The following is a 25,297-nucleotide window of genomic DNA, read 5'->3' on the forward strand; positions in this document are numbered from 1 at the left end:
GGCGGCGACAACAACATCTTTACCCAGATCGGCCTGATCGTACTGGTGGGCCTGGCCTGTAAGAACGCGATCCTGATCGTGGAGTTCGCCAAGGACAAACAGCAGGAAGGCCTCGACCCGCTCGCCGCGGTACTGGAAGCCTGCCGTCTGCGTCTGCGGCCGATCCTGATGACGTCGTTCGCGTTCATCATGGGCGTGGTACCCCTGGTGTTCTCCAGCGGTGCCGGTGCCGAGATGCGTCATGCCATGGGTGTGGCGGTGTTCTCCGGGATGATCGGGGTGACCTTCTTCGGTCTGTTGCTGACGCCAGTGTTCTACGTACTGATCCGTCGCTATGTGGAGCGCCAGGAAGCGCGCAAAGCGGCCAAGGCCTTGAAGCTGGAGACACAGCAATGAGTGTGAACGTGTTTTTGCCAAGCTTGCTGGTACTGGCGCTGAGCGCCTGTGCCGTGGGCCCGGACTACAATGCCCAAACCCCGGAGGCGGCGAACATCACCGCCGCCGCGGATGCCAAGCAATATGACCACGCCAAGTTCGAAGGCATCTGGTGGCAGCAGTTCGAAGACCCGACCCTGAACCAGTTGGTGACGCAATCCCTGCAAGGCAACCGTGACCTGCGCGTGGCCTTTGCCCGCCTGCGAGCGGCACGGGCGATCCGCGATGACGCCAGCAATGACGCCATGCCGACCATCACCAGCCGCGTCAGCAGTGACCAGGGCAAAGGCCAGATCCCCGGGCAAACCACGCGCAGGGTCAAGACCGAGCGTTACGACCTGGGCCTGGACATGGCGTGGGAACTGGACCTGTTCGGCCGCATCCAGCGCAACCTGGAAGCCACCGACGCCGACCAGCAGGCCGCCGAAGCTGACTTGTACCAACTGCAAGTCAGCATGATTGCCGAACTGGTCGACGCCTACGGTCAACTGCGCGGCGCGCAACTGCGTGAACGCATTGCCCTGGACAACCTGAAGAACCAACAGGAATCGCGCACCATCACCATCAGCCTGCGCGATGCCGGGGTGGGTGACCAACTCGACGTGGAGCGCGCCGACGCACGCCTGGCGGCGGTAGAAGCCAGCGTGCCGCAACTGCAAGCCGAACAGGTGCGCGAGCGCAACCGCATCGCCACCCTCCTCGGCCAGCGCCCCGACAAACTGAGCGTAGACCTGAGCCCCAAAGACCTGCCGGCGATTGCCAAGGCGTTGCCGATCGGCGATCCAGGACAACTGCTGCAACGGCGCCCGGACATCCTCAGCGCCGAACGCAAACTGGCCGCCGCCACCGCGCGCATCGGCGTGGCCAAGGCCGACCTGTTCCCACGGGTCAGCCTCAGCGGCTTCCTCGGCTTTACCGCCGGGCGCGGTTCGCAGATCGGCTCGTCCGCCGCAAATGCCTGGGCCCTGGGCCCGAGCATCACCTGGGCCGCGTTTGACCTGGGCAGCGTGCGTGCTCGCTTGCGCGGCGCGGATGCCGAAGCGGATGGCGCGCTGGCCACCTATGAGCAACAAGTGCTGCTGGCGCTGGAAGAATCGGAAAATGCCTTCAGTGATTACGGCAAACGCCAACAGCGTCTGGTCTCATTGATTCGTCAAAGTGAGTCCAGCCGCGCCGCCGCCGACCTCGCCGCCATCCGCTATCGCGAAGGCACCGTGGACTTCCTGGTCCTGCTCGACGCCCAGCGCGAACGCCTGGCCGCCGAAGACTCCCAGGCCCAGGCCGAAGTGGACCTGTATCGCGGGATTGTGGCGATCTACAAGGCGCTGGGCGGTGGATGGCAGCCGGATACGGTCGTAGCGACGGCCAAATGATGTAAAGAGCTCCTTTGGTTGGTCGCATCCAGCCAATTTTTAGCCCCGTGGTCCATTCGGCCATGGGGCTTTTTTTGTTTGGAGCGTCCTAAAATGTTGAAGGTTGCTTCTGTAAGTTAAAAACGAAGTACCTTGTAAGAAAACTCTTAATACTGCGCTGCGCCTGGCGATCAGACTCAAGTCATATATTCGTCGAAAAATGGACTTTCAAAAACAGAAATATGCCTTAACCTTAAAGCTCAATGTCTAGGGCGCCAACAAAAAAATGAGAAGATGGGGATTCTTAAAAAACAAAAACGACAACTTATATTATTCTCTATCGATATTTATGAACCTGGACGTTCAGAGAAGCCTGTTTGTACTTTACTTGCTGCAGCTGGGTATCACACAGGGCGAGATAGGCATTCTGCAATCCTTTTTATTCTTCTCTTGCGTAGCCTTGGAAATCCCATCCGGTTTACTCGCAGATCGCTATGGGCGTAAATACTCTCTTATCATTGGTTTTTCAGGGTTGTTTTTAAGTGGCATTGGCTTTTTACTGTTTTCTTCTTTTATTCCTTTCGCCATTATATTTTGTCTATTTGGCGCAAGTATTGCCATGGGCTCCGGCTCCGATAGGGCGTTACTGTATGACAACTTACTCGCTGAGAACCGCACAGCGGAATATCCTAAAATACTGTCACGCGCCCGTGCTATTGGCGCTGTGTCATTAGGCTTGTCCATGTTTGTGGGCGGCGTACTACAGGACACCTTGTCCTGGAACAGTGTTTACATCGTTTTTGCGGTATCAAAACTGATCGGTGCTTTTGTTGTTACATTCATTACTGAAGCCAAGCCCCCGCCCACCTCACTGACGCCCAATGAAAAAATCAATATACGCAATGAGGAAACCGAGGGGGTTTTTACTTCACTAACTAGGTTTTTCCGCTCGAAAAAAGGTGCCTTTCTTATACCCTTATTTATTGGATTCGCGTTATTCGAGCTATCAACGATCCCCTTGTTTATTTATGGTCAGCCATTTTTTTCAATGCAGGGATTGGAGATACCTACCATTGCCGGCATTTATGCTGCCGCTGAAGCCGTCTCGGCATTGATGTTCATGGCTGCGGGTTTTATTTGCAGCCGACTTTCTCTGGGCATCATTGCCTTCACTACAACCGGCATCGTCACGCTTCTGCTTTTCATTTTGTCATTCAACATCGGCATCGTTACTTCAATTGCTGCCTTCCTAGTTATTATGTCGCTGCCTGCTCTATATGAGACTTCCTATGAAACCTATATTCATGACAATGTTGAGTCACGTATTCGAGCCTCTTGCCTGTCTGTTGCGAATCTAGTCAACTCGATCATCATCGGCATCTCCTACAGCGTGTTTGGAGGACTGGTAGATGTCTACGGCTTCTCGCTGACGTTGATCATAGTTGCGGCCTTCTGCCTGGTTGGTTTGTTGGGTGTAAGCGCCACGTTGCTGTTAGGTGGACAAAAAAACCGTTTAAACCAACAAAACGCTTGAGATACGCAGTTTCATTTGCGAGCTGATCATCACACTGACAGGCATCCGACTGAAAACCTGACCTGTTTTGTCCGTACCCTTACGCCCTACATAGCATCGTTAAGAATCAAACTCCGATAATGCCCCGGATTCGACCCACTCCACTTGCGAAACGCCTTATAAAACGAACTGGTATCGGCAAACCCCAGCCGCTCTGCAATCTCGGCAAAGCTGATCTGCGGCTCCGCCAGCCACACAATCGCCAGTTCCTTGCGCACGCTGTCCTTCAACCCCTGATACGTCTGCCCTTCTTCGGCCAGGCGCCGCCGCAGGGTCGAGGCGGAGATACAGTGGGCCGCCGCCAGGCCATCGGTTTCCGGCCAGGTGTCGGGCGGCATTTGGCGCAGGTCGTGCTTGATGCGGGTGGCCAGGCTGTCGGGGTCGCGGTATTTGACCAGGATGTTGGCCGGCGCGTGGGCCAGGAAACGTTGCAGTTCTTGCGGGCTGCGCTTGATCGGCAGGTCGAGGCAATCGGCGGAGACGATCATGCGCGTGCGTGGCCGGTTAAAGCGCAGGTTGTCGGAAAACATCACCCGGTAGTCATCACAATAATCCGGCGGCGGGCAGCGCAACTCGATGGCCAGGATGGGGATGCGCCGCCCCGCCAGCCAACAGGCAACACCGTGGACAATCATCCAATAGGTGAAGTAGGTGAAGGCGCGATTGGGCTCGGCATCCGGTTCCAGCAGCACGATTTCCGCCAGACTCTGTTGGCGCACCAATTGGGCGGGCAGGCGCTCCAGCATCAGTGAGAGAAACCCCAAGCCGGTTTCCAGGCCGGCCGCCAGGGTCGGTTGCGCGATGGCCGCCCGGCAGAGAAACGCCAGGCTACCGGACTTGAGCCTGCGCGGGTCCATGCCGAAGAACTCATCGTCGCAACGCCTTGCCAGCAAGCGCCACAGGCGTGCATAGGCCGTGGCCGGTACACGGGCGGCGGGCTCTTGCAGCAGCGCCGGGTCGATCCCGACTTTGCTCAGGGCCTCGACGGTGGCCGCCCCCGGCGCGCAACTCTGCGACAAGGCCTCGCGCACGAGGTGGATGGAGATGGTGTCTTTTTCCGCCATGGAAGTTGGGCAATCCGGTCGTGCATGAGGTGGCGTGCATCATAAGGGCGCTTGCGCTTTGCCACCACCGTTCAGCCGGCGTTCAGCTAAAGTCAATATTTCCTGTTTGGCAATGAGTATCATTATGTTACAACTTAGCACCCTAACTAATTGCCCTGCGGTGCCGAATGCTTGTCCCCTTTCTCATCATGCTGCGCGAAGGCATTGAAGCCGCATTGATCGTCGGCATCATCGCCAGTTACCTGCAACAGACAGGCCGCGGCCAATGGATGCCGGCCGTGTGGATTGGGGTGTTCCTTGCCGCAGCGCTGGCCTTGCTGGTGGGCGGCGGCCTGGAATGGGTCAGCGCGGAGTTCCCGCAGAAACAACAGGAGCTGTTCGAAGGCGTGGTCGGCCTGGTTGCCGTGGGTATCCTCAGCTCCATGGTGTTCTGGATGCGCAAGGTTGCGCGCTCCATCAAGCATGCGTTGCACGCCTCCCTTGATCAGGCGTTGACCGGCTCCAGGCACCAGGTCACCGCACTGATCCTGATGGTGTTTTTCGCCGTGGCCCGCGAAGGCCTGGAAACCGTGTTTTTCCTGCTGGCGGTGTTCCAGCAGAGCGAAGGCCCCGGCGCGCCGATGGGCGCCCTGCTCGGCCTGGTGTTGGCGATTGTCATCGGCTGGCTGATTTACACCGGCAGCATGCGCCTGAACCTGGGTGCGTTTTTCCGTTGGACCGGCCTGTTCATCCTGGTGGTCGCGGCCGGCATCCTCGCCAACTCGGTGCAGGCTCTGCACGAGGCCGGGGTGTGGAACCATTGGCAAACCGTACTCTTCGATTTCAGCGCTGTATTGCCGATGGACAGCCCATTGGGTTCGGTGCTGGCCGGCATGTTCGGCTATCAGGAAGCGCCGACCGTCAGCACCCTGGGCGCCTACCTGATTTACCTGGTGGTGGCGCTGGTGATGTTTTTCCTGCCAGCCACGCCGGCCAAGCCTGCCGCCACCCCCTCCTCCGTTTCCAGCCAGTAAGGACCGTCTCTTGTCCAGCCCAACGCCTCAACCTGCCTCGCCACCCCGCGCCCTGCGCTGGGCGGTGGCCGGCTCGGTGGTCGTGATGATCGCCGCCGGTGGCCTGTTCTACTACGCCTCGCAGATGGCCGCCGCCAAGCGCCAGGCCAACGGCAATGAAATTGCCGTGACCATCCACGGCCACGCCTGCGAGCCCAACGCACTGACCGTTCCGGCCGGGCGCGCGAGCTTTCGTATCATCAACCGCTCCGACCGTGCCGTGGAATGGGAAATTCTCGACGGCGTGCTGGTGGTCGAGGAGCGCGAAAACATCGCCCCCGGCCTTAGCCAGGTTATCAACGCCAACCTGTTGCCCGGCGACTATGCCACCACCTGCGGCCTGCTGAGCAACCCGCGTGGCACTTTGCATGTGACGCCCACGGCGCAGTCCGACGCCCAGGCCAAGGCCAAGCCGTCGATGGTGGCGTTTATCGGCCCGCTGTCGGAGTTCCGCGTGTACCTGAGCAGCCAGGGCAATGCGCTTATAAAGGCCACGACGGCGCTGCAACAGGCGATCGAGGCCGGTGACCTGGCCCAGGCGCAGGCGGCGTATGTACCAGCCCGTGAGGCTTATCAACGGCTGGCGCCGGCGTCGCAACGCCTGGCGGAACTGGACAACGCCATCAACGCCCGCGCCGATTATTTTGAAAAACGCGAACAGGACCCGGCGTTCAGTGGCTTGCATCGCCTCGAATACAGCCTGTTCCAGCAACGCAGCCTCGCTGGCCTGGCCCCGGTGGCGCAGCGCCTGGTGACCGACGTCAGCGGCCTCAAACAACAACTGCTGGCCCAGTCGCTGCCGCCGGAGCAACTGGTGAGCATCGTGGTGCGCAACCTCAACAGCCTGGCGGATGTGCGCGCCATCAGTGGTGAGGAAGAGCGCTACAGCCACATCGACCTGAACGGTTTCGCCGCCAACCTGCAAGCCGCGCACAAGGTGGTCGAGTTGATGCGCCCGCTGCTGGCCAAGTCTGCCGCTGACCTGCTCCCCAAAGTCGACAGTGCCCTCGCCGCGTTCGATGCCGAACTCGCAGGCTTTAAGGTCAATAGCACTTACCGCACGTACGACAGCGTTACCGCCGATCAGCGTCAGCAGATCGCCGACAAGGCCAAGGCTCTGGCCGTTGCACTCGATGGAATCGACCCCGCCCTTGGCCTTTCCGGCCTGCAGTGAAGACGACCGAATTTATGAGCGATTCAGCACACTTTTCAGCACAACGTCGCCGCGTCCTGCTGGGCATGGCCGCCACCGGCGCGGCGATTGCCGGCAGCAGCCTGGCCTGCCCGGCGATGGCCGCCGCCGCCGAGCAAGTCACCACGGCGCCACGCAGTGACAAGACCCAGGACCACCATGACTTTTTCGGCCAGCACCAAAGCGGCATCGTCACGCCGCGCCCGGCCTGCGGCATGCTCGTGGCGTTCGACGTGCTGGCCCGCGACCGCGACGACCTGGAGCGGCTGTTTCGCACCTTGAACGAGCGCATCAGCTTCTTGATGACCGGCGGCGCCGTGGCACAAGTCGACCCGAAACTGCCGCCCACCGACTCCGGGATTCTCGGCCCGGTGGTGACGCCGGACAACCTGACCATCACGGTTTCGGTCGGTGAATCGCTGTTCGATGAGCGCTTTGGCCTTGGCGCGGTGAAGCCCAAGCGCCTGAGCCGCATGGTGGGTTTTCCCAACGACGCGCTGGAGCCGACGCAGTGCCATGGCGACCTCAGCGTGCAGTTTTGCTCCAACACCCCCGACACCAATATCCATGCCCTGCGCGACATCGTGAAGAACCTGCCCGACCTGCTGCTGGTGCGCTGGAAGCAGGAAGGCAGCGTGCCGCCCCAGGCCCCTGCCAAACCCGGCACGCCTGCGCAGAGCGCGCGTAATTTCCTGGGGTTTCGTGACGGTTCGGCCAACCCCGACTCCAACGACGACAAGGCGATGAACCAGATTGTGTGGGTACAGCCGGGCAGCGACGAGCCAGCCTGGGCGGCTCATGGCAGCTATCAGGCGGTGCGCATCATCCGCAACTTCGTCGAGCGCTGGGACCGCACGCCCCTGCAAGAACAGGAAAGCATCATCGGTCGGGTCAAGACCACCGGCGCACCCATGGATGGCCAGCAAGAAAGCCAGGTGCCCGACTACAGCCAGGACCCCCACGGCAAGTTGACCAAGCTCGATGCGCATATCCGCCTGGCCAACCCGCGCACCCCGCAGACCCAGGCCAACCTGATCCTGCGGCGGCCGTTCAACTACTCCAACGGCGTCAATAAAAACGGTCAGCTCGACATGGGGCTGTTGTTCATCTGCTACCAGGCTGACCTGGAGAAAGGCTTTATCAGCGTGCAGACCCGGCTCAACGGCGAACCCCTGGAGGAGTACCTCAAGCCGGTGGGCGGCGGGTACTTTTTCAGCCTGCCGGGGGTCACCGGGCCCAAGGATTTTCTTGGACGCACACTGCTTGCGGCCGCGCACCCTCAAACCACTGCCAATACCTAAAACAAACCCCACAGCGGAAACCGTCCCATGAAGAAGTCGACTCTCGCGTTGTCGTTGTTAATGACCCTTTCGCCCCTGGCCGCCTTCGCCGCCACCACGGCGCCGCTGGACCTGGTAGGCCCGGTGTCGGACTACAAGATCTACGTCACCGAAGAAATCGGTGAGCTGGTGACCCAGACCCAGGCCTTCACCGACGCCATCAACCAAGGCGACCTGGCCACCGCCAAAAAACTCTATGCGCCGACCCGTGTGCACTATGAGTCCATCGAACCGATCGCCGAGCTGTTCAGCGACCTCGACGCGTCCATCGACTCCCGCGTGGACGACCACGAAAAAGGCGTGACCGCCGAAGACTTCACCGGTTTCCACCGCATCGAATATGCGCTGTTTTCGCAGAACTCGACCAAAGGCCTGGAGGCGCTCACCGCCAAGCTCAACACCGATGTCAACGACCTCAAGACCCGCGTCGATGGCCTGACCTTCCCGCCGGAAAAAGTCGTGGGCGGTGCCGCCGCCCTGCTTGAAGAAGTCGCCGCCACCAAGATCTCCGGCGAAGAAGACCGCTACAGCCACACCGACCTGTACGACTTCCAGGGCAACATCGACGGCGCGAAGAAAATCGTCGACCTGTTCCGTGGCCAGATCGGGCAGCAAGACAAGGCTTTCCTGGCCAAGGTCGACAAGAACTTCGCCAGCGTCGACAAGATCCTGGCCAAGTACAAAACCAAGGACGGCGGGTTCCAGACCTATGACAAGGTCAAGGAAGCCGACCGTAAAGCCTTGGTCGGCCCGGTCAATACCCTGGCTGAAGACCTCTCGATGTTGCGTGGCAAGCTGGGCTTGAACTGATTGGCCGCCTCGACATGCGCGCAGCCTGTACGGGCTGCCGCGGGGCCTCGGCCGCCGTGGTCTCAACTTGCCTGCGGCACGAACCGCTCCAGAGGGCTCCCTTCGGGTCTTTGGGTCAGGGGATTGATCGCATACCAGGAACCCTGTTTCTGAACCGCATCGACCTGTTGATTACCGATGAAGCCTTTGCGCGATCCCGCCCAGTGATTGGCCGAGGTGCCTGGGCCGGCGAAGAGGGCATCGCGCGCACCCATGGTCCATCGCCACTGCTCAAAGGTTTTCACCGGCAATAGGGCGCTTGATCCAATGCGAAATGGGCGCCCTAGCGCAAACGTTGCAAGGGCGTTCGGAGTCGCGCGCAAAATCTCGGGGACGCTTTCCACTGGATTGAATACCCCACGCAAAAATGTACCTGCCCCTTTCAATGCAACCGTGCTGAACGGCTTGCCATTGAAGCGCATCAGCAACTTCACCCCCTTGGCAAAGCTCTTAGCTCCCGCCAGCCCACCGGTGGCGACAAAAGATGCCAAGTCTATCAGCAGCCCTTTTACCCCCTCGCCGGTATTGCCCTCGACCAAATCAGTCAATGCGCCCACAAAAGGGATCAGGCTGAGTACCGTATGCACATTTTCAGCGGTAAAAATATTCTTGCCGGAGGGGAATGGGTAGGCACGGCGCCATTCGAGGTTGGTGGGTTGGTTGGCGTAGTCGATCAGCGCCTCACGCTTATCGTCAAAGCCATAGGCCAACATTGTTTCCACAAGCTTAGAGGTCGTGGAAGAAACGAAGGTATCGGGTGTGCGTTGATTTGTCTTGTCCACTGCTCCGCGCAATGGGCTGCCGTACTTTTCAATGATCACCTGCGAATTCATCCCGGGGCGTGGCACGGAGCCTGAGCGATAGGCCTCAAAATCATAGGGCAGCGACACACCGTCCTGCACGTTGATTTGATAATAGCCACCCAGCCCAGTGGGCTCACTGCCTTTGGTGATCTTGTCGCCAAGCGGAAGATTATCGGGCAAGTCCGTTCGTTCGATCATTTTCATCGAATTGGGGAACACTTCGTAATAGCCATATTTGGGGTTGGCCTGACCCGTTTCGTAGCGCATCAACAGGCCGTGAGTGCCGCGTTTGTTGGCCACGTTCGAGTCCGGCGCCTTATCTTTTTCCAGGCGTTCCCCGGTCCCTGTCCGAAGGCTAAAAAACTGGATCTCGTTTGACGATTCCAGCGCCATGCGCTGTTTCAGTGGTAATTCAGCGAAAGCCAGTTTCATCGCCGTAGCCTGGGCCTTTCGGATGTCGGCGATGTATTTGTCAACGGCGGGTTCCACCAGGGGCGCGATCGGCGGCAGCTGGCTAATACGCTGGAAGAAAGTCGCCTGGGAAATAGCGGGGTGATTGAAGTTGTATTTCTTGTCACCTATGAACAGAGCGTCGAGAGAAGAACTGAGCTTGAGCCAAAAGCTCTCATCTTCGGCCTGCCCCGCCAAAATGAAGTCAACCAGCAACGGCTGGCGAGTCTCCAGGTGTCCATGATTGCGAGGGTCATAAGGTTCATCGGTAATGAGGTCCAGCTTAGCCGTGCGAATTTCTTCCTCGGTCATTTCAGGAAACAACAAGGCCAGTTGTTTGACCAATACACTGGCTCGGGTAGGCGGCTCACCCGTCAACACTTCGAATGCACCGCGCGTGGTGTTTTCTCGCTCAGTAAAGGCGTTAGATGCCGCTTCATAATCCGTACTGGAGTAGGTGCGATCCGAAGTTGCCGGATAGACGCCCACCATGACGCCCCAGTCCAACAGTGCCCGGGCCCCCAACGCTTTGATCAATTTTTCTTGGTTAGGCCCTGCCGACTCCTGGCGTGCCAAAGCCAGGGCTTGCTGAAGGTTCAACCGCGAATCGCCTGCCATTGCACTGGCCAGGCGTAAGTTCATCCAGGCCGTGGAGCCAACCTTGATAGCGCCCGGGTCTGGGTTGAGTACGTTCAGGGGTTCGGCAGCCAAGCCTGGGTCTCTCTTGATCAGCATCTCCGGCGCCGCCTGGGCCAGATACAGGTGAGCCATCAGCGCCGAGACCTTGGGATCAACGCCTTTGTCTGCCAAGTGCCGCTCGACGTCGCCACGTACCTCTTTAAGCGTGCGGCCCCTATTAGCGGGCTGGTACAGATCGTAGCCTGCCACAACCCCTGGCAGGCCCGGCACCGGCGCGTTCACACTGAATTTGAGGGCCGTAGCCAAAACTTGATGGCGGTCGGCCCTTGTCAGCGCTTGACCATCGGCCACGGCAAACAGCTTGAGGGATTTAGCGATTGTGTCGGCCAGCGCGGTGGCGCCAGGGGAATCAAAAAAAGCCGCGAGTTGGCTGTCCGGATCGGGAAAGGATTGGAAACCCGACGAGGCAGGGGAAAAGTCCTTGAACAACGCCATGACCTGCGTCGAGGCGCTTCTGAATGTTTGACTGGAGGCGTCAGACAGGGCTTCCGTGCCCTGCCCATAGGGCGTCATGCTTGCGTAATTACCGGCCAGTGGAGGGTTGGGTAATTTCACGTTGAAACCGCTCAGGGCCGCGCGCATCTGGCCGACGGTCTGCGGAACGTCGAGGGCGTAGTGCGCCATGACCTGACGGGCGTCATAAGTACGCGTGGAATACAATGCATCACCGATTTTTTTACTCAGCACCACTAACGATTCCAGCTCCGCCCCCATCGTTCGCGCTGCAGCTTGCTCTTGCGCACTTTCCCAGCCTGACAGCTTCCCGACCTCGTCGTCGAAAGCACGCCGCAGCGATACCCACTGACCTGCACCGTCGCGCGCCTGCAAGTCGCCGTCGGACAGCCTGTATTCATGCCGCCTGAATTCACCGTCCTGCCTTTGAAAGCCGGCCTTATGCAAAAAGGCTTCGAACCGGGGCGATGCCAGGAATTTCAGAAACCGTTCACGGGGCTTTTTACTGCGCTGGTCCAAGGTGGAGCCGGGGGCGGCAACCAAGCTCAGCTCTTTCAGATTCAGCGTGTCGTTGTCACCTTTGCCCTCAACCAAGGGTTGTAACAGTTCGGACAGACGCCCCCGTAAGGCACTGTCCTCGTGGGACCGCCGCTGTTGTTTGAATTGCGCCTCCCACTGATCACGCTGCGCCTGTGATATTTGCGGCCAGCCACCACGCTTGAGCTGTTTGCCCAATAGGGGTGCGGCTTTTTCATTGTGCGGTGGCGCAACCCCGTAAAACTCCAACAGCACGATCAGTGGGATATTCGCCTGTGCCGCACCCGTGGCGATCGGAATGCCTCGGTTGTTCGGCGAGAGGATCCTTTGCAGTGCGGATACTCTTAGGCCGACTTGCCCCCAGCCGGAACCGTCAGTGGCGGTAAAACGTTGGAACGTTTCCTTGCCCTCGCGCACCACTATCCCTACCACGGCGTCGTCGAGCACCCGTATCGTGGCGGGCTTGAAGCCTGTGGATTTGAACCAGGCCTGCAGGGCCGGCTCTTTTATCGCATCGTTGTATAAGGAAATAAAGGGCGCGATTGAGGCTTTTTTCGGCACTGCGTTATCAGGAGCGGTACCGGAATGCAGCCACCGCATCAGGTTCTTTTGCAGCCTTTTGTCGGCATCCTGAGCATCTGCGACGACCGGGAAAAGACCTCCCGCGCCGGCAGCGCTGGCGGGAGACTCCTCCGTCACAGAGCCCGCATGACGCTTGACTCGGGTTTTCGATTCGCTCGACGGGCCGGCGAGCCCGTCCATACGCAACGCGCGCAGCGAACGACTGTTGTGTGCAAGACCTTGAGGTTGAGTTGGAAACGCGGGTTGTGGCGCCGCGTGAGCCTGGGAGGTTTCTACGGCGGGAAGCGGCGTTTCAGCCGCATGGAGAACGGACAACGCCGGCGCAACAGGAGCTCTGTTTATGGCTATCATTCTGACGAACGCTCTCTATACCAAGGGAATGGCGAGAGTCCTGTCCCTAGAACTGTCAGCAGAAAACGTACAGACCAACACCTAAACAAAACGTAGGGAAATTCCCAACGCTGTGAGTGCAATGCCTGAGCCGCGCGATAGACCCAGGCTTACAAGATGCGATAGAGCAAACGTTCAATCCGCACCCGGCTGACACGCCGTAGGAATTTGCCGACCGCCTCCGGGTAATCCGGCAGCGTCTCCAGTTGCTGGTAGCGCTCGATACGCGTGGTGTGCTGGAAAATCTGCCCCAGCTCACTTCGGCGCGGCGCCAGCCACTGCCCTTGCGGGTCATCGATCAACAAGGCGTTTTCCAGGTCGAGGCGGAACGCACGCGGGTTGAGGTTGTTGCCGGTCAGCAAGGTGTAGCGCTCATCGACCCACATGCCCTTGAGGTGGTAGGTGTTATCGCCGTCGCGCCACAGGTGCAGGTTGAGCTGGCCTTTGTCGATCATCGGCTGATGGCGCTTGGCGAAGCGACGCAGGCTGATTTCGTACAGGTAAGGCAAGGCCGCGATGACCTTGAACGGCTCGCTGGGTGGGATGTAGAAGTCGTTGGCGGTCTTGTCGCCCACGATGATGTCGATCTTCACGCCACGCGCCAGGGCGCGGTTGATCTCGCGGGTCACCGGCAGCGGCAGGTTGAAGTACGGTGTGCAGATGGTCAGTTGATGCTGGGCGCCGGCAATCAGCTCCAGGATCACCCGGCTCAGCGGGTTGTTCTTGCCCACGCCGAGCAGCGGGCTGACCGACAGCTGGCCGTTGGGCAACTGCCCCGCCGTGGTGTCATAGGCCGCGTGTTTGAGACGGCTGCGCAGGTCGCCGATGTCGTTGCGCAGGCTGCGGGTAGTCGGCGGGTTCGGCAGGTCCAGGCGGTGCACGGCCTTGGACGCCACCAGGCCGTGTTCCACCAGGTGTTGCATCGAGTCGGCCAAGGGTTTGCTGTGGATCAGGTGGTACCGGTCGAAGCGGTATTTGTCGAACTTGTGCAGGTACACATTATTCAGGCTGGCGCCGCTGTAAAGCACGCTGTCGTCGATCACAAAACCCTTGAGGTGCAGCACCCCGAACAGTTCGCGGGTTTGCACCGGCACCCCATACACCGGCACTTCGCTGGCGTGGCGTTGGGTCATGGCCTGGTACCAGGCGCTGTTGCCCGGCTGTTTGCCGGCACCGATCAGCCCGCGCTGGGCGCGCAGCCAGTCCACCACCACCACGATGTCCATTTCCGGGCGCGCGGCCTTGGCGGCGTGCAACGCGTCGTAGATTTCCTGCCCCGCTTCGTCGTGCTGCAAATACAGCGCAACGATGTAGATGCGGCGGGTGGCCTGGGGGATGAGCTCCAGCAGGCGACGACGATACGCGTCAGCACCGGACAGCACTTCAAGGGTGTCTGGCGTGAGGGCAAAACCACGTAGTTTGGGCAACAGGGAGCGTTTGAAGAACGACGGCATAAGGCTCGCAATGGGTCGAATCCGAAGAGGCCCCGAGCTTACACCATGGGTGTGCTCAGGTCTCGCTGCCTGACATGGAAAAAGCCGATTGACCAAGAAGAACGATCGTTCTACTGTCACAAGCATGAACGACATGACCCGTAATGAAACGCGCGACATCATCCTCGACGTCACCGAAAAACTGCTCTATCGCCATGGCATCGCCGCCACTGGCATGGACTTTCTGGTGAAAACCGCCGGTGTGTCGCGCAAAAGTATCTACCGCTACTTCGCCAATAAAGACGAGTTGGTGATGGCCGCCCTGCAACGTCGCGATCAGCGCTGGATGGATTGGCTACGTGGCGAAGTGGAACGCGTCGACGACAGCGGCGAGCGCTTGCTGGCGCTGTTCGGCGCGCTGAAAACCTGGTTTGCCTCAGCGGACTTTCGCGGCTGCGCCTTTATCAATACCAGCGGTGAAACCGGCGACCCGCACGACCCGGTCCGCCTGCTGGCCAAGGCCCATAAACAGAAACTGTTCGAGTACGCGCTCGAACTGTGTCAAGTCCATGGCACCCCCGAGCCCGAACGGCAGGCCGCGCAACTGCTGATCCTGATCGATGGCGCCATTACCGTTGCCCTGGTGATGGGCGACTCAACCGCCGCCGATAACGCGCAATGCATGGCGCGAACCTTATTGGGGCTATGAATACACCGCTGCGCAACTTCGTTTTAACAGGAGCCGTCAAATGTCAGCCACCCCACAAACACGCCCGCCGCTGCCGCCGTTCACCCGTGAATCGGCCATCGAAAAAGTCCGCCTGGCCGAAGACGGCTGGAACTCCCGGGACCCGCAACGGGTATCCCTGGCCTACACCCCGGACACGCAATGGCGTAACCGCGCCGAATTCGTCTCCAGCCGCGAAGAAGCCAAGGCGTTTCTCACGCGCAAGTGGGCCAAGGAGTTGGACTATCGGCTGATCAAGGAGCTATGGGCCTTCACCGATAACCGCATCGCCGTGCGCTATGCCTATGAATGGCACGACGACTCGGGCAACTGGTTTCGTTCGTATGGCAATGAGAACTGGGAGTTCGACGAGAACGGCCTGATGGCCCACCGCTTTGCCTGCATCAACGATAGGCCGATCAAGGAAAGCGAACGCAGGTTCCACTGGCCGTTGGGCCGGCGCCCGGACGAACATCCGGGGCTGTCCGACCTGGGCCTGTAAACCTGTGGGAAGGGGCTTGCTCCCGATAGCTGCCCTGCTGTCATCGGGAGCCGGCCCCCTTGCCTGTGGTGGCTAGTCCTGGTTCAACCCCACCCGATACAGCGCGCCGTCATCCTCGTCGGTGAGCACGTACAGAAACCCGTCAGGCCCCTGCCGCACGTCGCGAATACGTGCCTTCAAGCCGCCTAGCAAGCGTTCCTCATGCACCACTTTGTCACCCTCGAACTGCAAGCGAATCAGTTCCTGGCTGGCCAGCGCGCCGATAAACAGGTTGTGCTGCCACGCCTTGAAGCGGTCACCGTCATAGAACGCCATGCCACTGATGGCCGGCGACTTCTCCCACACATGGTGCGGCGCCACGGTGCCTTCGGCGGTCTTGCCCTTGGCTTCGGGAATCGGCGCCAGGGAGTAGTTGATGCCGTGGGTGGCCAGCGGCCAGCCGTAGTTTTTGCCACGTTCGATGATATTCACCTCATCGCCACCCCGTGGGCCATGTTCGTTTTCCCAAATCGTGCCGCTCCAGGGGTTCAGCGCCAAACCCTGCGGGTTGCGCTGGCCGTAGGACCAGATTTCGGGGCGCACGCCCGGCTGGCCGACAAAAGGGTTGTCATCCGGCACGCGACCATCCGGGAAAATCCGCACGACCTTGCCTTGCAGCTTGTCCAGGTCCTGGGCGGTAGGCCGTTCGTTGTTTTCTCCCAGGGTCACGAACAGGTAGCCATCGCGATCAAACGCCAGGCGCCCACCGAAGTGGTTGCCGGTGGAGAGCTTCGGCTCCTGGCGCAGGATCACCTTGAAATCCACCAAGCCGCTGAGGTCGGCCGCCAGGCGTCCACGGCCCACGGCGGTGCCGGCCGTCCCGCCTTTGCCGCCGCCTTCGGCATAAGACAAATACACCGTGCGGTCCTGCTTGAAGTCCGGCGACAGCACCACATCAAGCAAACCACCCTGCCCCTTGGCCCAGACGTCAGGCACGCCACTCAACGGGGCGGAGAGTTTGCCGTCGGGGCCGACAAACCGCAGGTGCCCTGGCCGTTCGGTAACCAGAAAGCCCTGCCGGTCCGGCAGGAAGGCCACCGCCCAGGGGTGGTCCAGGCCTTTGGCGATCGGAGTTACCGTGATACTGCCTTGCTCACTGGGGAACTGCTGGATATCGGCCGCATAAACAGGCGTCAGGATCATTGCGCACAAGGCGGCTGACAGGGTTTTGCGTAGCAACATAGAGGAATCCTTACCGGCGATTGCCGTTGGCATCATAAGTGGGGGCTTTGGTCTCGGTGGCCGGGCGGCTGGGGGCGGCTTCGCGCTGGGGATAGCGGTTGCCGATGCCGCGGTTTTCCAGGGTGGGCGGGCGCGTGGTCGGCCCGGTCTGAATACCCCGAACCGCCGGCGCACTGGGCTGGGTGCCCTGCATGCTGTTGGGGTTGGCCCGGTGGATCGGGCCGTTATTCGGGTTGTTGTTGCCGGGCAGGTTTTGCGCCTGGGCGAACGGCCCCAGGCTCAGGCCCAGCAATAACGCGGCGACATGGCGTACACAGGTGTTCATGACAAAGCCTCTCTGGGACGCGGAGTACGTGCTTTCGATGCCACGCTACGCCTGGGGTTCGGCTTTGGTAACTAAATACTTCCTCATCAGATGTAACACGATCTGTCCGCATATCCGTCCGGCGAAACTTTTCCCACCGCGTTCAAGTCACCAGAACACACAGGCTTCTTATAAAGGAATCGTACTTATGCCACGGGCAATCTGGAAAGGCGCCATCAGCTTCGGCTTGGTTCATATCCCCGTGTCACTGGTCTCGGCCACATCCGCCCAGGGCGTGGACTTTGACTGGCTGGACAAGCGCAGCATGGACCCGGTGGGCTACAAGCGCATCAACAAAACCACCGGCAAAGAGGTGACCAAGGAGAACATCGTCAAGGGCGTGGCGTTTGAGAAAGGCCGCTATGTGGTACTCAGCGAAGAGGAGATTCGCTCGGCGCACCCCAAGTCCACCCAGACCATCGAAATCATCGCCTTCGTCGCCAGCGACCAGATCCCCTTGCCGAACATCGACACCCCGTACTTTCTGGCCCCGGATAAACGTGGCGGCAAGGTCTATGCGTTGCTGCGCGAAACCCTCAAGAAAACCCGCAAGGTCGCGCTGGCCAACGTGGTACTGCACACCAAACAGCACTTGGCGGCCGTGATGCCCCTGGAGTCCGCCATGGTGCTGGTGATGCTGCGCTGGCCCGCCGAAGTGCGCAGCCTGGACCAACTGGAACTGGGCAGCGACGTCACCCAGCCGAGCCTGGCCAAAGGCGAACTCGACATGGCCAAGCGCCTGGTGGAAGACATGAGCGCCGACTGGCAGCCTGACGAATACCGCGACACCTTCCAGGAAAAAATCATGGCCCTGGTGGCGAGGAAGGCTAAGGCCGGCAAGATCGAAGACGTGGAATCCCAGGAGGCCGGCGAAGAACGCAAGTCGGCCGATGTGGTTGACCTCACCGAGCTGCTCAAGCGCAGCCTGGCGGGTAAGCCGGCGGCGAAAAAAACGGCCGCGAAAAAGTCCACCAAGAAGGCCTCCTGAGCCCGCCGTACGTTGGAGAAAGCCATGGCAAAGCCTCTGAGTGAATACAACCGCAAGCGTGATTTCAACATCACCGCCGAACCCTCCGGCAGCGCGCCCGCCGGCAAGCGCAAGGCGTCGGCGCTGTCGTTCGTGATCCAGAAACACGATGCGCGCAACCTGCACTATGACTTTCGCCTGGAACTTGACGGTGTGCTCAAGAGCTGGGCGGTGCCCAAGGGCCCCAGCCTGGACCCCAGCCAGAAACGCCTGGCCGTGCATGTGGAGGATCACCCGCTGAGCTATGGCGCGTTCGAAGGGAGCATCCCGGCCGGCCAGTATGGCGCCGGCGATGTGATCGTCTGGGACCGTGGCGTCTGGCAACCCCATGACGATCCGCACAAGGCCTACGCCGCCGGCAAGCTCAAATTTACCCTGGTCGGCGAAAAACTCTCGGGGGACTGGGCCTTGGTACGCACCCGCTTAAGGGCCAGCGGCGACAAGCAACAATGGCTGCTGATCAAGGAAAAAGACACACAGGCACGCCCCGCCGCCGACTACGACATCGTAGAGGCCGAACCGAAAAGCGTGCTCAGCGATGCCTCGGTCGGCACATCCAAGGTCGACAAACCCAAGCCCAAGCCCAAGCGCCGGGCAACAGCGCAAAAGGCCGCGGCCGACCTCCCCGAACACTTCACGCCGCAGTTGGCGACCCTGGTGGACCGCGCACCGGAAGGCGACTGGCTGTATGAAATCAAGTTCGACGGTTATCGCATGCTGACGCGCATACGCGATGGCGAAGTGCGCCTGTTCACCCGCAACGGCCATGACTGGACTGACCGCTTGCCGCGCCAGGCCAAGGCGCTGCAGGCGCTCAAGCTCAAGGACAGTTGGCTCGATGGCGAAGTGGTCAGCCTCAACGGCGAGGGGTTGCCGGATTTCCAGGCGCTGCAAAATGCCTTCGACATCGGCCGCAGCCTGGACATCGTTTATTACGTGTTTGACGCGCCGTTCCTCGCGGGGCAAGACATGCGCCACAAACCCGTAGAAGAACGCCGCGCGGCACTCAAGTCGGCGCTGGCGGGCAGCAAGAGCAAGCTGCTGCGGTTTTCCGAAGCGTTCACCGCCCATCATCAGGATATTTTTGAAAGCGCCTGTGACCTCGCCCTGGAAGGCGTGATCGGCAAACGTCGGGGCAGCCCCTATGTGTCCAGCCGCAACGCTGACTGGATCAAACTCAAATGCCGCTTGCGCCAGGAGTTTGTGATCGTCGGTTACACCCGCCCCCAGGGTTCGCGCAGCGGTTTTGGCGCCCTGCTGCTGGCGGTCAATGACGATGCCGGGCTGGTCTATGCCGGCCGGGTGGGCACCGGTTTCGACCAGGCGTCGCTGGCCAGTATCCACGCGCAACTCAAGCCATTGGAGCGTACGTCTTCGCCGCTGCAAAAACCCTTGACCAGCGCCCAGGCGCGCGGAGTGCATTGGGTAGAACCGAGCCTGGTGGGCGAGGTGCAGTTCGCCGAATGGACCCGCGAGGGCGTGGTGCGGCAGGCCGCTTTCGTGGCGCTGCGCAGCGACAAACCCGCCGCGCAGATCGTGCATGAACAGCCGCGCACGGCCAAATCGCTCAAGGCGCAGCCCGCCAAAAAGGCCACCAGCGGGGTGAAGATCACCCACCCCGAGCGCGTGATCGACCGGCAAAGCGGCACGCAAAAACAGCAGCTGGCGCAGTTTTACGACAGCATCAGTGAGTGGATCCTGCCCTTTCTGCGCAATCGACCGGTGTCGTTGTTAAGGGCGCCGGAGGGCATCGAGGGCGAGCAGTTCTTTCAGAAGCACGCCGAACGCCTGGCGATTCCCAATATCACCCAGCTGGACCCTGCGCTGGATCCAGGCCATGCGCGGCTGATGCAGATCGACAATGCCCAAGCGCTGGTGGGCGCCGTGCAAATGGGCACCGTCGAGTTGCATACATGGGGCGCCACCACGGACAAAATCGAAACGCCGGACCTGTTTGTACTCGACCTCGACCCGGACCCCGCCCTGCCCTGGAAAACCATGCTGGAAGCGGCGCGACTGAGCTTGTCGGTGCTCGACGAGCTGGGGCTTGATGCGTTCGTCAAAACCAGCGGCGGCAAAGGCCTGCACCTGGTGGTGCCACTGGCGCGGCGTGATGGCTGGGACACGATAAAGGCCTTCGCCAAAGCCATTGCCCAGTTCATGGCGCAACAACTGCCCGAGCGCTTTACCGCCACTTCGGGGCCGAAAAACCGGGTGGGCAAGATCTTTATCGACTACCTGCGCAATGCTCGCGGCGCCAGCACCGTGGCCGCCTATTCCGTGCGTGCGCGGCCGGGGCTGCCAGTGTCGGTGCCGGTCAGTCGCGAGGAGTTGGAGCACGTGCGCGGCGCCCAACAGTGGACGGTGGCCAACCTGCAGCAGCGCTTGCAGGCGTTGAAAGACGATCCCTGGGCGGGGTATGCCAACCGGCAGAAGATCAGCAAAAAAATGTGGGACAAGCTGGGCGCCCGCCCCCCGCAGTAAAGGGCGCCCCGGCCAGGTCTCAGATCAGGATAAAAACCAGCGCCAATGCCGCGAAGATCGCCCACTTCTCCAGGTAGTAGCGCATGCGGTTGCGCTTTTTCAGCTCTTTGCCGCGCAAGCGAATTTTGTACAGCCGGGTGAAGGCGCGGTTAAGCCCGCCGGTCTTGTCGCCATCATCGTTGGGGGAGCCCGCGGCAGCCATCACCGTGCGGCTGAACCAGCGATTGAACGCGGCAGCCCAGCGGTACTTCATCGGGCGTTCGATATCGCAGAACAAAATGATGCGGTTGTGCTGCGTGGTGTTCTCGGCGAAATGGATATAGGTCTCGTCGAACATCACCGGCTCGCCGTCGCGCCAGTAGTAGTTTTCGCCGTCCACATTGATGTAGCAGCCCGGATCATTCGGCGTGTCCAGGCCCAAGTGATAACGGTAGGAACCCGCATAGGGGTCGCGATGACGCACCAGCTTGGAGCCCGGCGGCAACTCGGCGAACATCGCCGCCTTGATCGAACCGATGCTCTGCACCAACTGCGTGGTACGCGGGCACAGCTTCATCGCCGATGGGTGGCTGTCGCCGTACCACTTGAGATAGAAACGCTTCCAACCCGATTTGAAAAACGAGTTGAAGCCCACGTCGTTATATTGCTCGGAGCGCTTGATCGCCCCGGCGCGCATCAGGTCCTGGCCTTCCTGGCGGATCTCTTCCCAGTGTTCCTGCAACGGGCTCAGGTCGGGGAAGTCACTGGGCGACAGGTAAGGTCGGCTGGGCAGCTTGGAGAAGAGATAAAGCAAGCAATTGACCGGCGCCAGGAAGGTCGAATGATCACTGAGCTGGCGGCCCAGCTTGTGTCGCACCCGGCCGCGCAGATGAACATACGCAATGGAGGCAACATAGAGAGCAACAATGATGAGTTTCAAGGGATTTCGTCACACGTCAGAAGAGAACAGGCTGCTCCCGCGTGCCCACGACGGCCGGGGATGGATGCAGCACCTGAAATCACAATTCAAACCGTCATCACGAAGCGGTTGGAGGGCGCCGGTTCGTGACCAGTGGTAGTTATTTAGCCACAGATTGTAACCAAAAGTTAATCAAGAATTGTGAAAAGCTGTCTATTGGCCAGTCAAGTCGGCCAAGCCGCCGCGCGCAAAAAAGCAGACATTTTTCTACGCCCGGTTACACTTCAGCCGGTTCAGTACGCGGCAACCGGCTACCGCCGTCGCTTAGCCCTTCAGCAAAAAGGAAGTTGCATGTCATCCCTTTCAGACCCCGATTTTCAAGCCCTGCAAGGTACCTGGGAGCAAACGCGCCTCGAAGACAGCGGCGTGCTCAACCCCGCCGACGCCCACAGCGCCCCTGGGGCAATTACCACTATTTCGGGTGACCGCTTCGAAGTCCGAACAGTCGACGGCGCGGTGTTGCTCAAGGGCCGTTTTTTGCTCGACAGCACCACCACGCCCAAGAGCATTACCTGGGTAGACGCCATCGGGGATGACGCCGGCAAATACCTGCCCGCCAGTTATCGCCTGGAGCAGGACGAGTTTGTGTTTATTGCAGCGGACGAGCACCAGCCCAGACCGCAGGTATTCAGCACGGGCCCCGGCCAAACCATGCGTACGTTCATACGGCGTGCCCCGCATAACCGTGGCGCCTAGAAAAGAAGCCCGACGGCCCGGGATTGAAAACACTGGGCCGCGCGCGAAACTAATCCGCAGCCTTACAAGTCATTAAAGCAATCCGTGTTCAGCCGTTGAACGCGCTTCGGAAGATCTCGCCGTGGCCCATCGCTCCGACCTGCGTAATACCTTGTCCCTGGACAGCCTGAATTTCTTCCTGGCGGATGTGCGTGACGGCCTTGGCCCCTACCTGGCAATTTACCTGCTGGCGGTGCACCAATGGGACCCGGCCAGCATCGGTGTGGTCATGACGCTCGCCGGTATCGCGGCCTTGATCACCCAGGGCCCGGCAGGCGCGCTGATCGATCGTACCCGCAGCAAGCGCGCGGTGATCGCCGTGGCGGCGCTGCTGGTGACGGCCAGTTGCCTGATGCTGCCGTTTGTCAGTTCATTCGGATGGGTCGCGTTGACCCAGGCCGCCAGTGCCGTCGCCGCCTCGGTGTTCGCGCCGGCAATCTCGGCGATTTCCCTGGGCATTACCGGGCCGCGCGCGTTTACCCGTCGTACCGGACGCAACGAAACCTTCAACCACGCCGGTAATGCGGTGGCCGCGCTATTGGCCGGCGGCCTGGCTTATCTGTTCGGTCCCGTGGTGGTGTTTTACCTGATGGCCTTTATGGCGGTGGCCAGCGTTATCGCAGTCAGTTGCGTGTCGGCCAGGGCAATCGATCATGACGTCGCGCGCGGCTTCGACCCGGCCCATCACACCGACCACGAGCAACCCTCGGGCCTTGAGGTGTTGCTGGCCAACCGCCCGCTGCTGCTGTTCGCCATTTGCTGCGCGCTGTTTCACCTGGCCAATGCTGCGATGCTGCCGCTGGTCAGCCAGAAGCTGTCGCAGATCAACCTGCAGATGGCCACGCCCCTGACCTCGGCATGCATCGTCGCCGCGCAATTGGTGATGGTGCCGGTGGCCTGGCTGGTGGGGGTCAAGGCCGATGTGTGGGGGCGCAAGCCGCTGCTGCTCGCCGGTTTCTTGATCCTGCCATTGCGCGGCGTGCTGTACACCTTGTCGGGTGATCCCTACTGGCTGGTGGCGGTGCAGTTGCTCGACGGCGTGGGCGCGGGAATCTTCGGCGCGCTGTTCCCGGTGATCGTCAAGGACCTGACTCAAGGCACCGGACGCTTCAACGTCAGCCTGGGTGCCCTGTCGACGGTGTTTGGCCTGGGCGCGGCGTTGAGCAACAGCCTGGCCGGTTTCGTGGTGCAACAGGCGGGCTACAACGCGGCGTTCCTGACCCTGGCCGGCGTAGCAGCCGTGGCATTGGCGCTATTGTGGCTGGCGATGCCGGAAACCTTGGCAAAACCATCTTTCGCGTGCCATACAACTGTCGCCTGACATATGCGACAATGCGCGCCAAATTCCAACACACATCCCCCATTTTTTGCTCAGCGACCGGGTTTCGCGCCTTGATGTCGCTGTTGATGCCTGCCTGACGGCGCTTGCCGCCATGCTCGCAACCCATTGATAGGTAAAGTAATTGATCTCCACAGCTAACATCACCATGCAGTTCGGCGCCAAGCCGCTCTTCGAGAATGTCTCGGTCAAGTTCGGCGCCGGTAACCGTTATGGTTTGATCGGTGCCAACGGTTGCGGCAAGTCGACCTTCATGAAAATCCTCGGTGGCGACCTTGATCCGTCCGGTGGCCAGGTCATGCTCGAGCCGAACGTGCGCTTGGGTAAACTGCGCCAGGACCAGTTCGCCTACGAAGAATTCACCGTGCTCGACACCGTGATCATGGGCCACGAGGAGCTGTGGAAGGTCAAGGCCGAGCGTGACCGTATCTACTCGCTGCCCGAAATGAGCGAAGACGACGGCATGGCCGTGGCCGAGCTGGAAACCGAGTTCGCCGAAATGGACGGCTACACCGCCGAATCCCGCGCCGGTGAGCTGCTGCTGGGCCTGGGTATTCCCCTGGAACAACACTTCGGCCCGATGAGCGAAGTGTCGCCTGGCTGGAAGCTGCGCGTATTGCTGGCCCAGGCGCTGTTTTCCGACCCTGAAGTGCTGTTGCTCGACGAACCGACCAACCACTTGGACATCAACACCATCCGCTGGCTGGAAAACATCCTGACCCAGCGCTCCAGCCTGATGATCATCATCTCTCACGACCGTCACTTCCTGAACAGCGTGTGCACCCACATGGCTGACCTGGACTACGGCGAGTTGCGCCTGTTTCCGGGCAACTACGACGAATACATGACCGTGGCGACCCAGTCGCGCGAGCAACTGCTGTCGGACAACGCCAAGAAAAAGGCGCAGATCTCCGAGCTGCAATCGTTCGTCAGCCGCTTCTCGGCCAACGCCTCGAAAGCCAAGCAGGCGACTTCCCGTGCCAAGGCGATCGACAAGATCCAGCTGGCCGAAGTCAAGCCGTCGAGCCGTGTGAGCCCGTTCATCCGTTTCGAGCAGAACAAAAAGCTGCACCGCCAGGCGGTCATGGTCGAAAAGATGGCCAAAGGTTTCGACGGCAAGCCGCTGTTCAAGGATTTCAGCTTCCAGGTTGAAGCCGGCGAGCGCGTGGCGATCATCGGCCCGAACGGTATCGGCAAGACCACCCTGCTGCGCACCCTGGTCAACGAACTGACCCCGGACGCGGGCAGCATCAAGTGGACCGACGCCGCGGAGCTGGGCTACTACGCCCAGGACCACGCCCACGACTTCGAAGACGACATGAGCCTGTTCGACTGGATGGGCCAGTGGACCCAGGGCGAACAAATGATCCGTGGCACGCTGGGCCGCATGCTGTTCTCCAACGACGAGATCCTCAAGTCGGTCAAGGTGATCTCCGGTGGTGAGCAAGGCCGCATGTTGTTCGGCAAGCTGATCCTGCAAAAGCCGAACGTGCTGATCATGGACGAACCGACCAACCACTTGGACATGGAGTCCATCGAAGCACTGAACCTGGCGTTGGAGAACTACCCGGGCACGCTGATCTTCGTCAGCCACGACCGTGAGTTCGTGTCGTCCCTGGCCACCCGCATCATCGAGCTGAGCGCCGATGGCGTGATCGACTTCAGCGGCACCTATGACGATTACCTGCGCAGCCAGGGCGTGGTGTTCTAAGTACAACGCTCAGCGGCAAGCACAA

General features: G+C 60.5%; 20 protein-coding genes. 14 read left to right on the plus strand and 6 right to left on the minus strand.

The window, feature by feature from the left end:
- From AB4N98_RS00005 to AB4N98_RS00015, 3 genes are all read left to right on the plus strand, one after another.
- The coding region (locus AB4N98_RS00005; protein ID WP_460149140.1) for an efflux RND transporter permease subunit at positions 1-396 on the plus strand (396 nt) is incomplete at its 5' end.
- A complete protein-coding gene (locus AB4N98_RS00010) occupies positions 393-1,808 on the plus strand; it encodes an efflux transporter outer membrane subunit (protein WP_267863828.1) in 1,416 nt (471 codons plus the stop codon). The genes AB4N98_RS00005 and AB4N98_RS00010, both read left to right, overlap by 4 nt.
- 328 nt (positions 1,809-2,136) lie before the next feature.
- Positions 2,137-3,321 carry an MFS transporter gene (locus tag AB4N98_RS00015; RefSeq protein ID WP_460149141.1) on the plus strand — a complete coding sequence of 395 codons (1,185 nt, stop codon included), beginning with the start codon at positions 2,137-2,139 and terminating at the stop codon, positions 3,319-3,321.
- 86 nt (positions 3,322-3,407) lie between these two features.
- Here the strand turns inward: AB4N98_RS00015 and AB4N98_RS00020 are convergent, their stop codons facing one another.
- A complete protein-coding gene (locus AB4N98_RS00020; RefSeq protein ID WP_017529014.1) occupies positions 3,408-4,424 on the minus strand; it encodes an AraC family transcriptional regulator in 1,017 nt (338 codons plus the stop codon).
- A gap of 167 nt (positions 4,425-4,591) precedes the next feature.
- Here AB4N98_RS00020 and efeU point away from each other — a divergent pair, with 167 nt between their 5' ends.
- From efeU to efeO (AB4N98_RS00040), 4 genes are read left to right on the plus strand one after another with little or no spacing between them, the layout of a single operon-like run.
- Positions 4,592-5,437, plus strand: a complete 846-nt coding sequence (gene efeU, locus AB4N98_RS00025) for an iron uptake transporter permease EfeU (RefSeq protein ID WP_460149142.1) — start codon at positions 4,592-4,594, stop codon at positions 5,435-5,437.
- 10 nt (positions 5,438-5,447) lie between these two features.
- Entirely contained in the window at positions 5,448-6,650 is a 1,203-nt protein-coding gene (gene efeO / locus AB4N98_RS00030; RefSeq protein ID WP_460149143.1) for an iron uptake system protein EfeO, read from the plus strand.
- A gap of 14 nt (positions 6,651-6,664) precedes the next feature.
- Positions 6,665-7,969 carry an iron uptake transporter deferrochelatase/peroxidase subunit gene (gene efeB, locus AB4N98_RS00035; RefSeq protein WP_065876896.1) on the plus strand — a complete coding sequence of 435 codons (1,305 nt, stop codon included), beginning with the start codon at positions 6,665-6,667 and terminating at the stop codon, positions 7,967-7,969.
- Positions 7,970-7,996: 27 nt separating this feature from the next.
- Positions 7,997-8,818, plus strand: a complete 822-nt coding sequence (gene efeO / locus AB4N98_RS00040) for an iron uptake system protein EfeO (protein WP_017529010.1) — start codon at positions 7,997-7,999, stop codon at positions 8,816-8,818.
- 62 nt (positions 8,819-8,880) lie between these two features.
- On the opposite strand, the gene AB4N98_RS00045 is transcribed toward efeO (AB4N98_RS00040), so the two are convergent.
- Positions 8,881-12,732: a hypothetical protein gene (locus AB4N98_RS00045; RefSeq protein WP_223271421.1), complete on the minus strand. Its 3,852-nt coding sequence runs from the start codon at positions 12,730-12,732 to the stop codon at positions 8,881-8,883.
- 149 nt (positions 12,733-12,881) lie between these two features.
- Positions 12,882-14,225 carry a CDP-diacylglycerol--serine O-phosphatidyltransferase gene (pssA, locus tag AB4N98_RS00050; protein WP_460060278.1) on the minus strand — a complete coding sequence of 448 codons (1,344 nt, stop codon included), beginning with the start codon at positions 14,223-14,225 and terminating at the stop codon, positions 12,882-12,884.
- Positions 14,226-14,349: 124 nt separating this feature from the next.
- Here pssA and AB4N98_RS00055 point away from each other — a divergent pair, with 124 nt between their 5' ends.
- Entirely contained in the window at positions 14,350-14,913 is a 564-nt protein-coding gene (locus AB4N98_RS00055; protein ID WP_065876885.1) for a TetR/AcrR family transcriptional regulator, read from the plus strand.
- Positions 14,914-14,953: 40 nt separating this feature from the next.
- Positions 14,954-15,433 carry a nuclear transport factor 2 family protein gene (locus tag AB4N98_RS00060; protein WP_017529005.1) on the plus strand — a complete coding sequence of 160 codons (480 nt, stop codon included), beginning with the start codon at positions 14,954-14,956 and terminating at the stop codon, positions 15,431-15,433.
- 72 nt (positions 15,434-15,505) lie between these two features.
- Here AB4N98_RS00060 and AB4N98_RS00065 read toward each other — a convergent pair whose 3' ends face one another.
- Entirely contained in the window at positions 15,506-16,654 is a 1,149-nt protein-coding gene (locus tag AB4N98_RS00065) for a PQQ-dependent sugar dehydrogenase (RefSeq protein WP_017529004.1), read from the minus strand.
- A gap of 10 nt (positions 16,655-16,664) precedes the next feature.
- Complete coding sequence (locus tag AB4N98_RS00070; RefSeq protein WP_017529003.1) at positions 16,665-16,979, minus strand: hypothetical protein; 315 nt, start codon at positions 16,977-16,979, stop codon at positions 16,665-16,667.
- A 187-nt stretch (positions 16,980-17,166) separates the two neighbouring features.
- On the opposite strand from AB4N98_RS00070, the gene ku reads away from it, so the two are divergent.
- Complete coding sequence (ku, locus tag AB4N98_RS00075; protein WP_065876883.1) at positions 17,167-18,006, plus strand: non-homologous end joining protein Ku; 840 nt, start codon at positions 17,167-17,169, stop codon at positions 18,004-18,006.
- A gap of 24 nt (positions 18,007-18,030) precedes the next feature.
- Complete coding sequence (gene ligD / locus AB4N98_RS00080) at positions 18,031-20,529, plus strand: DNA ligase D (protein WP_135196301.1); 2,499 nt, start codon at positions 18,031-18,033, stop codon at positions 20,527-20,529.
- 19 nt (positions 20,530-20,548) lie between these two features.
- On the opposite strand, the gene lpxO is transcribed toward ligD, so the two are convergent.
- On the minus strand, positions 20,549-21,448 hold the full coding sequence (lpxO, locus tag AB4N98_RS00085) for a lipid A hydroxylase LpxO (protein WP_017529000.1): 900 nt from the start codon (positions 21,446-21,448) through the stop codon (positions 20,549-20,551).
- A 330-nt stretch (positions 21,449-21,778) separates the two neighbouring features.
- Between lpxO and AB4N98_RS00090 the strand changes: the two genes are divergently transcribed.
- From AB4N98_RS00090 to AB4N98_RS00100, 3 genes are all read left to right on the plus strand, one after another.
- The gene (locus tag AB4N98_RS00090) at positions 21,779-22,183 is read left to right on the plus strand and encodes a TIGR03067 domain-containing protein (protein ID WP_017528999.1); all 405 of its coding nucleotides are present in this window, start codon (positions 21,779-21,781) and stop codon (positions 22,181-22,183) included.
- Between the two features lie 121 nt (positions 22,184-22,304).
- Entirely contained in the window at positions 22,305-23,543 is a 1,239-nt protein-coding gene (locus tag AB4N98_RS00095; RefSeq protein ID WP_017528998.1) for an MFS transporter, read from the plus strand.
- Between the two features lie 142 nt (positions 23,544-23,685).
- Positions 23,686-25,272, plus strand: coding sequence for an ABC-F family ATPase (locus AB4N98_RS00100; RefSeq protein ID WP_026067350.1), 1,587 nt, complete (start codon positions 23,686-23,688; stop codon positions 25,270-25,272).
- Positions 25,273-25,297: the final 25 nt, after the last annotated feature.

It is taken from the genome of Pseudomonas sp. S3_E10 (genome assembly GCF_054667615.1).

Coding starts and splice junctions, on each gene's coding strand:
- AB4N98_RS00010 (WP_267863828.1), top strand. CDS start 393: ATGAGTGTGAACGTGTTTTTGCCAAGCTTGCTGGTACTGGCGCTGAGC.
- AB4N98_RS00015 (WP_460149141.1), top strand. CDS start 2,137: ATGAACCTGGACGTTCAGAGAAGCCTGTTTGTACTTTACTTGCTGCAG.
- AB4N98_RS00020 (WP_017529014.1), bottom strand. CDS start 4,424: ATGGCGGAAAAAGACACCATCTCCATCCACCTCGTGCGCGAGGCCTTG.
- efeU (WP_460149142.1), top strand. CDS start 4,592: ATGCTTGTCCCCTTTCTCATCATGCTGCGCGAAGGCATTGAAGCCGCA.
- efeB (WP_065876896.1), top strand. CDS start 6,665: ATGAGCGATTCAGCACACTTTTCAGCACAACGTCGCCGCGTCCTGCTG.
- efeO (WP_017529010.1), top strand. CDS start 7,997: ATGAAGAAGTCGACTCTCGCGTTGTCGTTGTTAATGACCCTTTCGCCC.
- AB4N98_RS00045 (WP_223271421.1), bottom strand. CDS start 12,732: ATGATAGCCATAAACAGAGCTCCTGTTGCGCCGGCGTTGTCCGTTCTC.
- pssA (WP_460060278.1), bottom strand. CDS start 14,225: ATGCCGTCGTTCTTCAAACGCTCCCTGTTGCCCAAACTACGTGGTTTT.
- AB4N98_RS00055 (WP_065876885.1), top strand. CDS start 14,350: ATGAACGACATGACCCGTAATGAAACGCGCGACATCATCCTCGACGTC.
- AB4N98_RS00060 (WP_017529005.1), top strand. CDS start 14,954: ATGTCAGCCACCCCACAAACACGCCCGCCGCTGCCGCCGTTCACCCGT.
- AB4N98_RS00065 (WP_017529004.1), bottom strand. CDS start 16,654: ATGTTGCTACGCAAAACCCTGTCAGCCGCCTTGTGCGCAATGATCCTG.
- AB4N98_RS00070 (WP_017529003.1), bottom strand. CDS start 16,979: ATGAACACCTGTGTACGCCATGTCGCCGCGTTATTGCTGGGCCTGAGC.
- ku (WP_065876883.1), top strand. CDS start 17,167: ATGCCACGGGCAATCTGGAAAGGCGCCATCAGCTTCGGCTTGGTTCAT.
- ligD (WP_135196301.1), top strand. CDS start 18,031: ATGGCAAAGCCTCTGAGTGAATACAACCGCAAGCGTGATTTCAACATC.
- AB4N98_RS00090 (WP_017528999.1), top strand. CDS start 21,779: ATGTCATCCCTTTCAGACCCCGATTTTCAAGCCCTGCAAGGTACCTGG.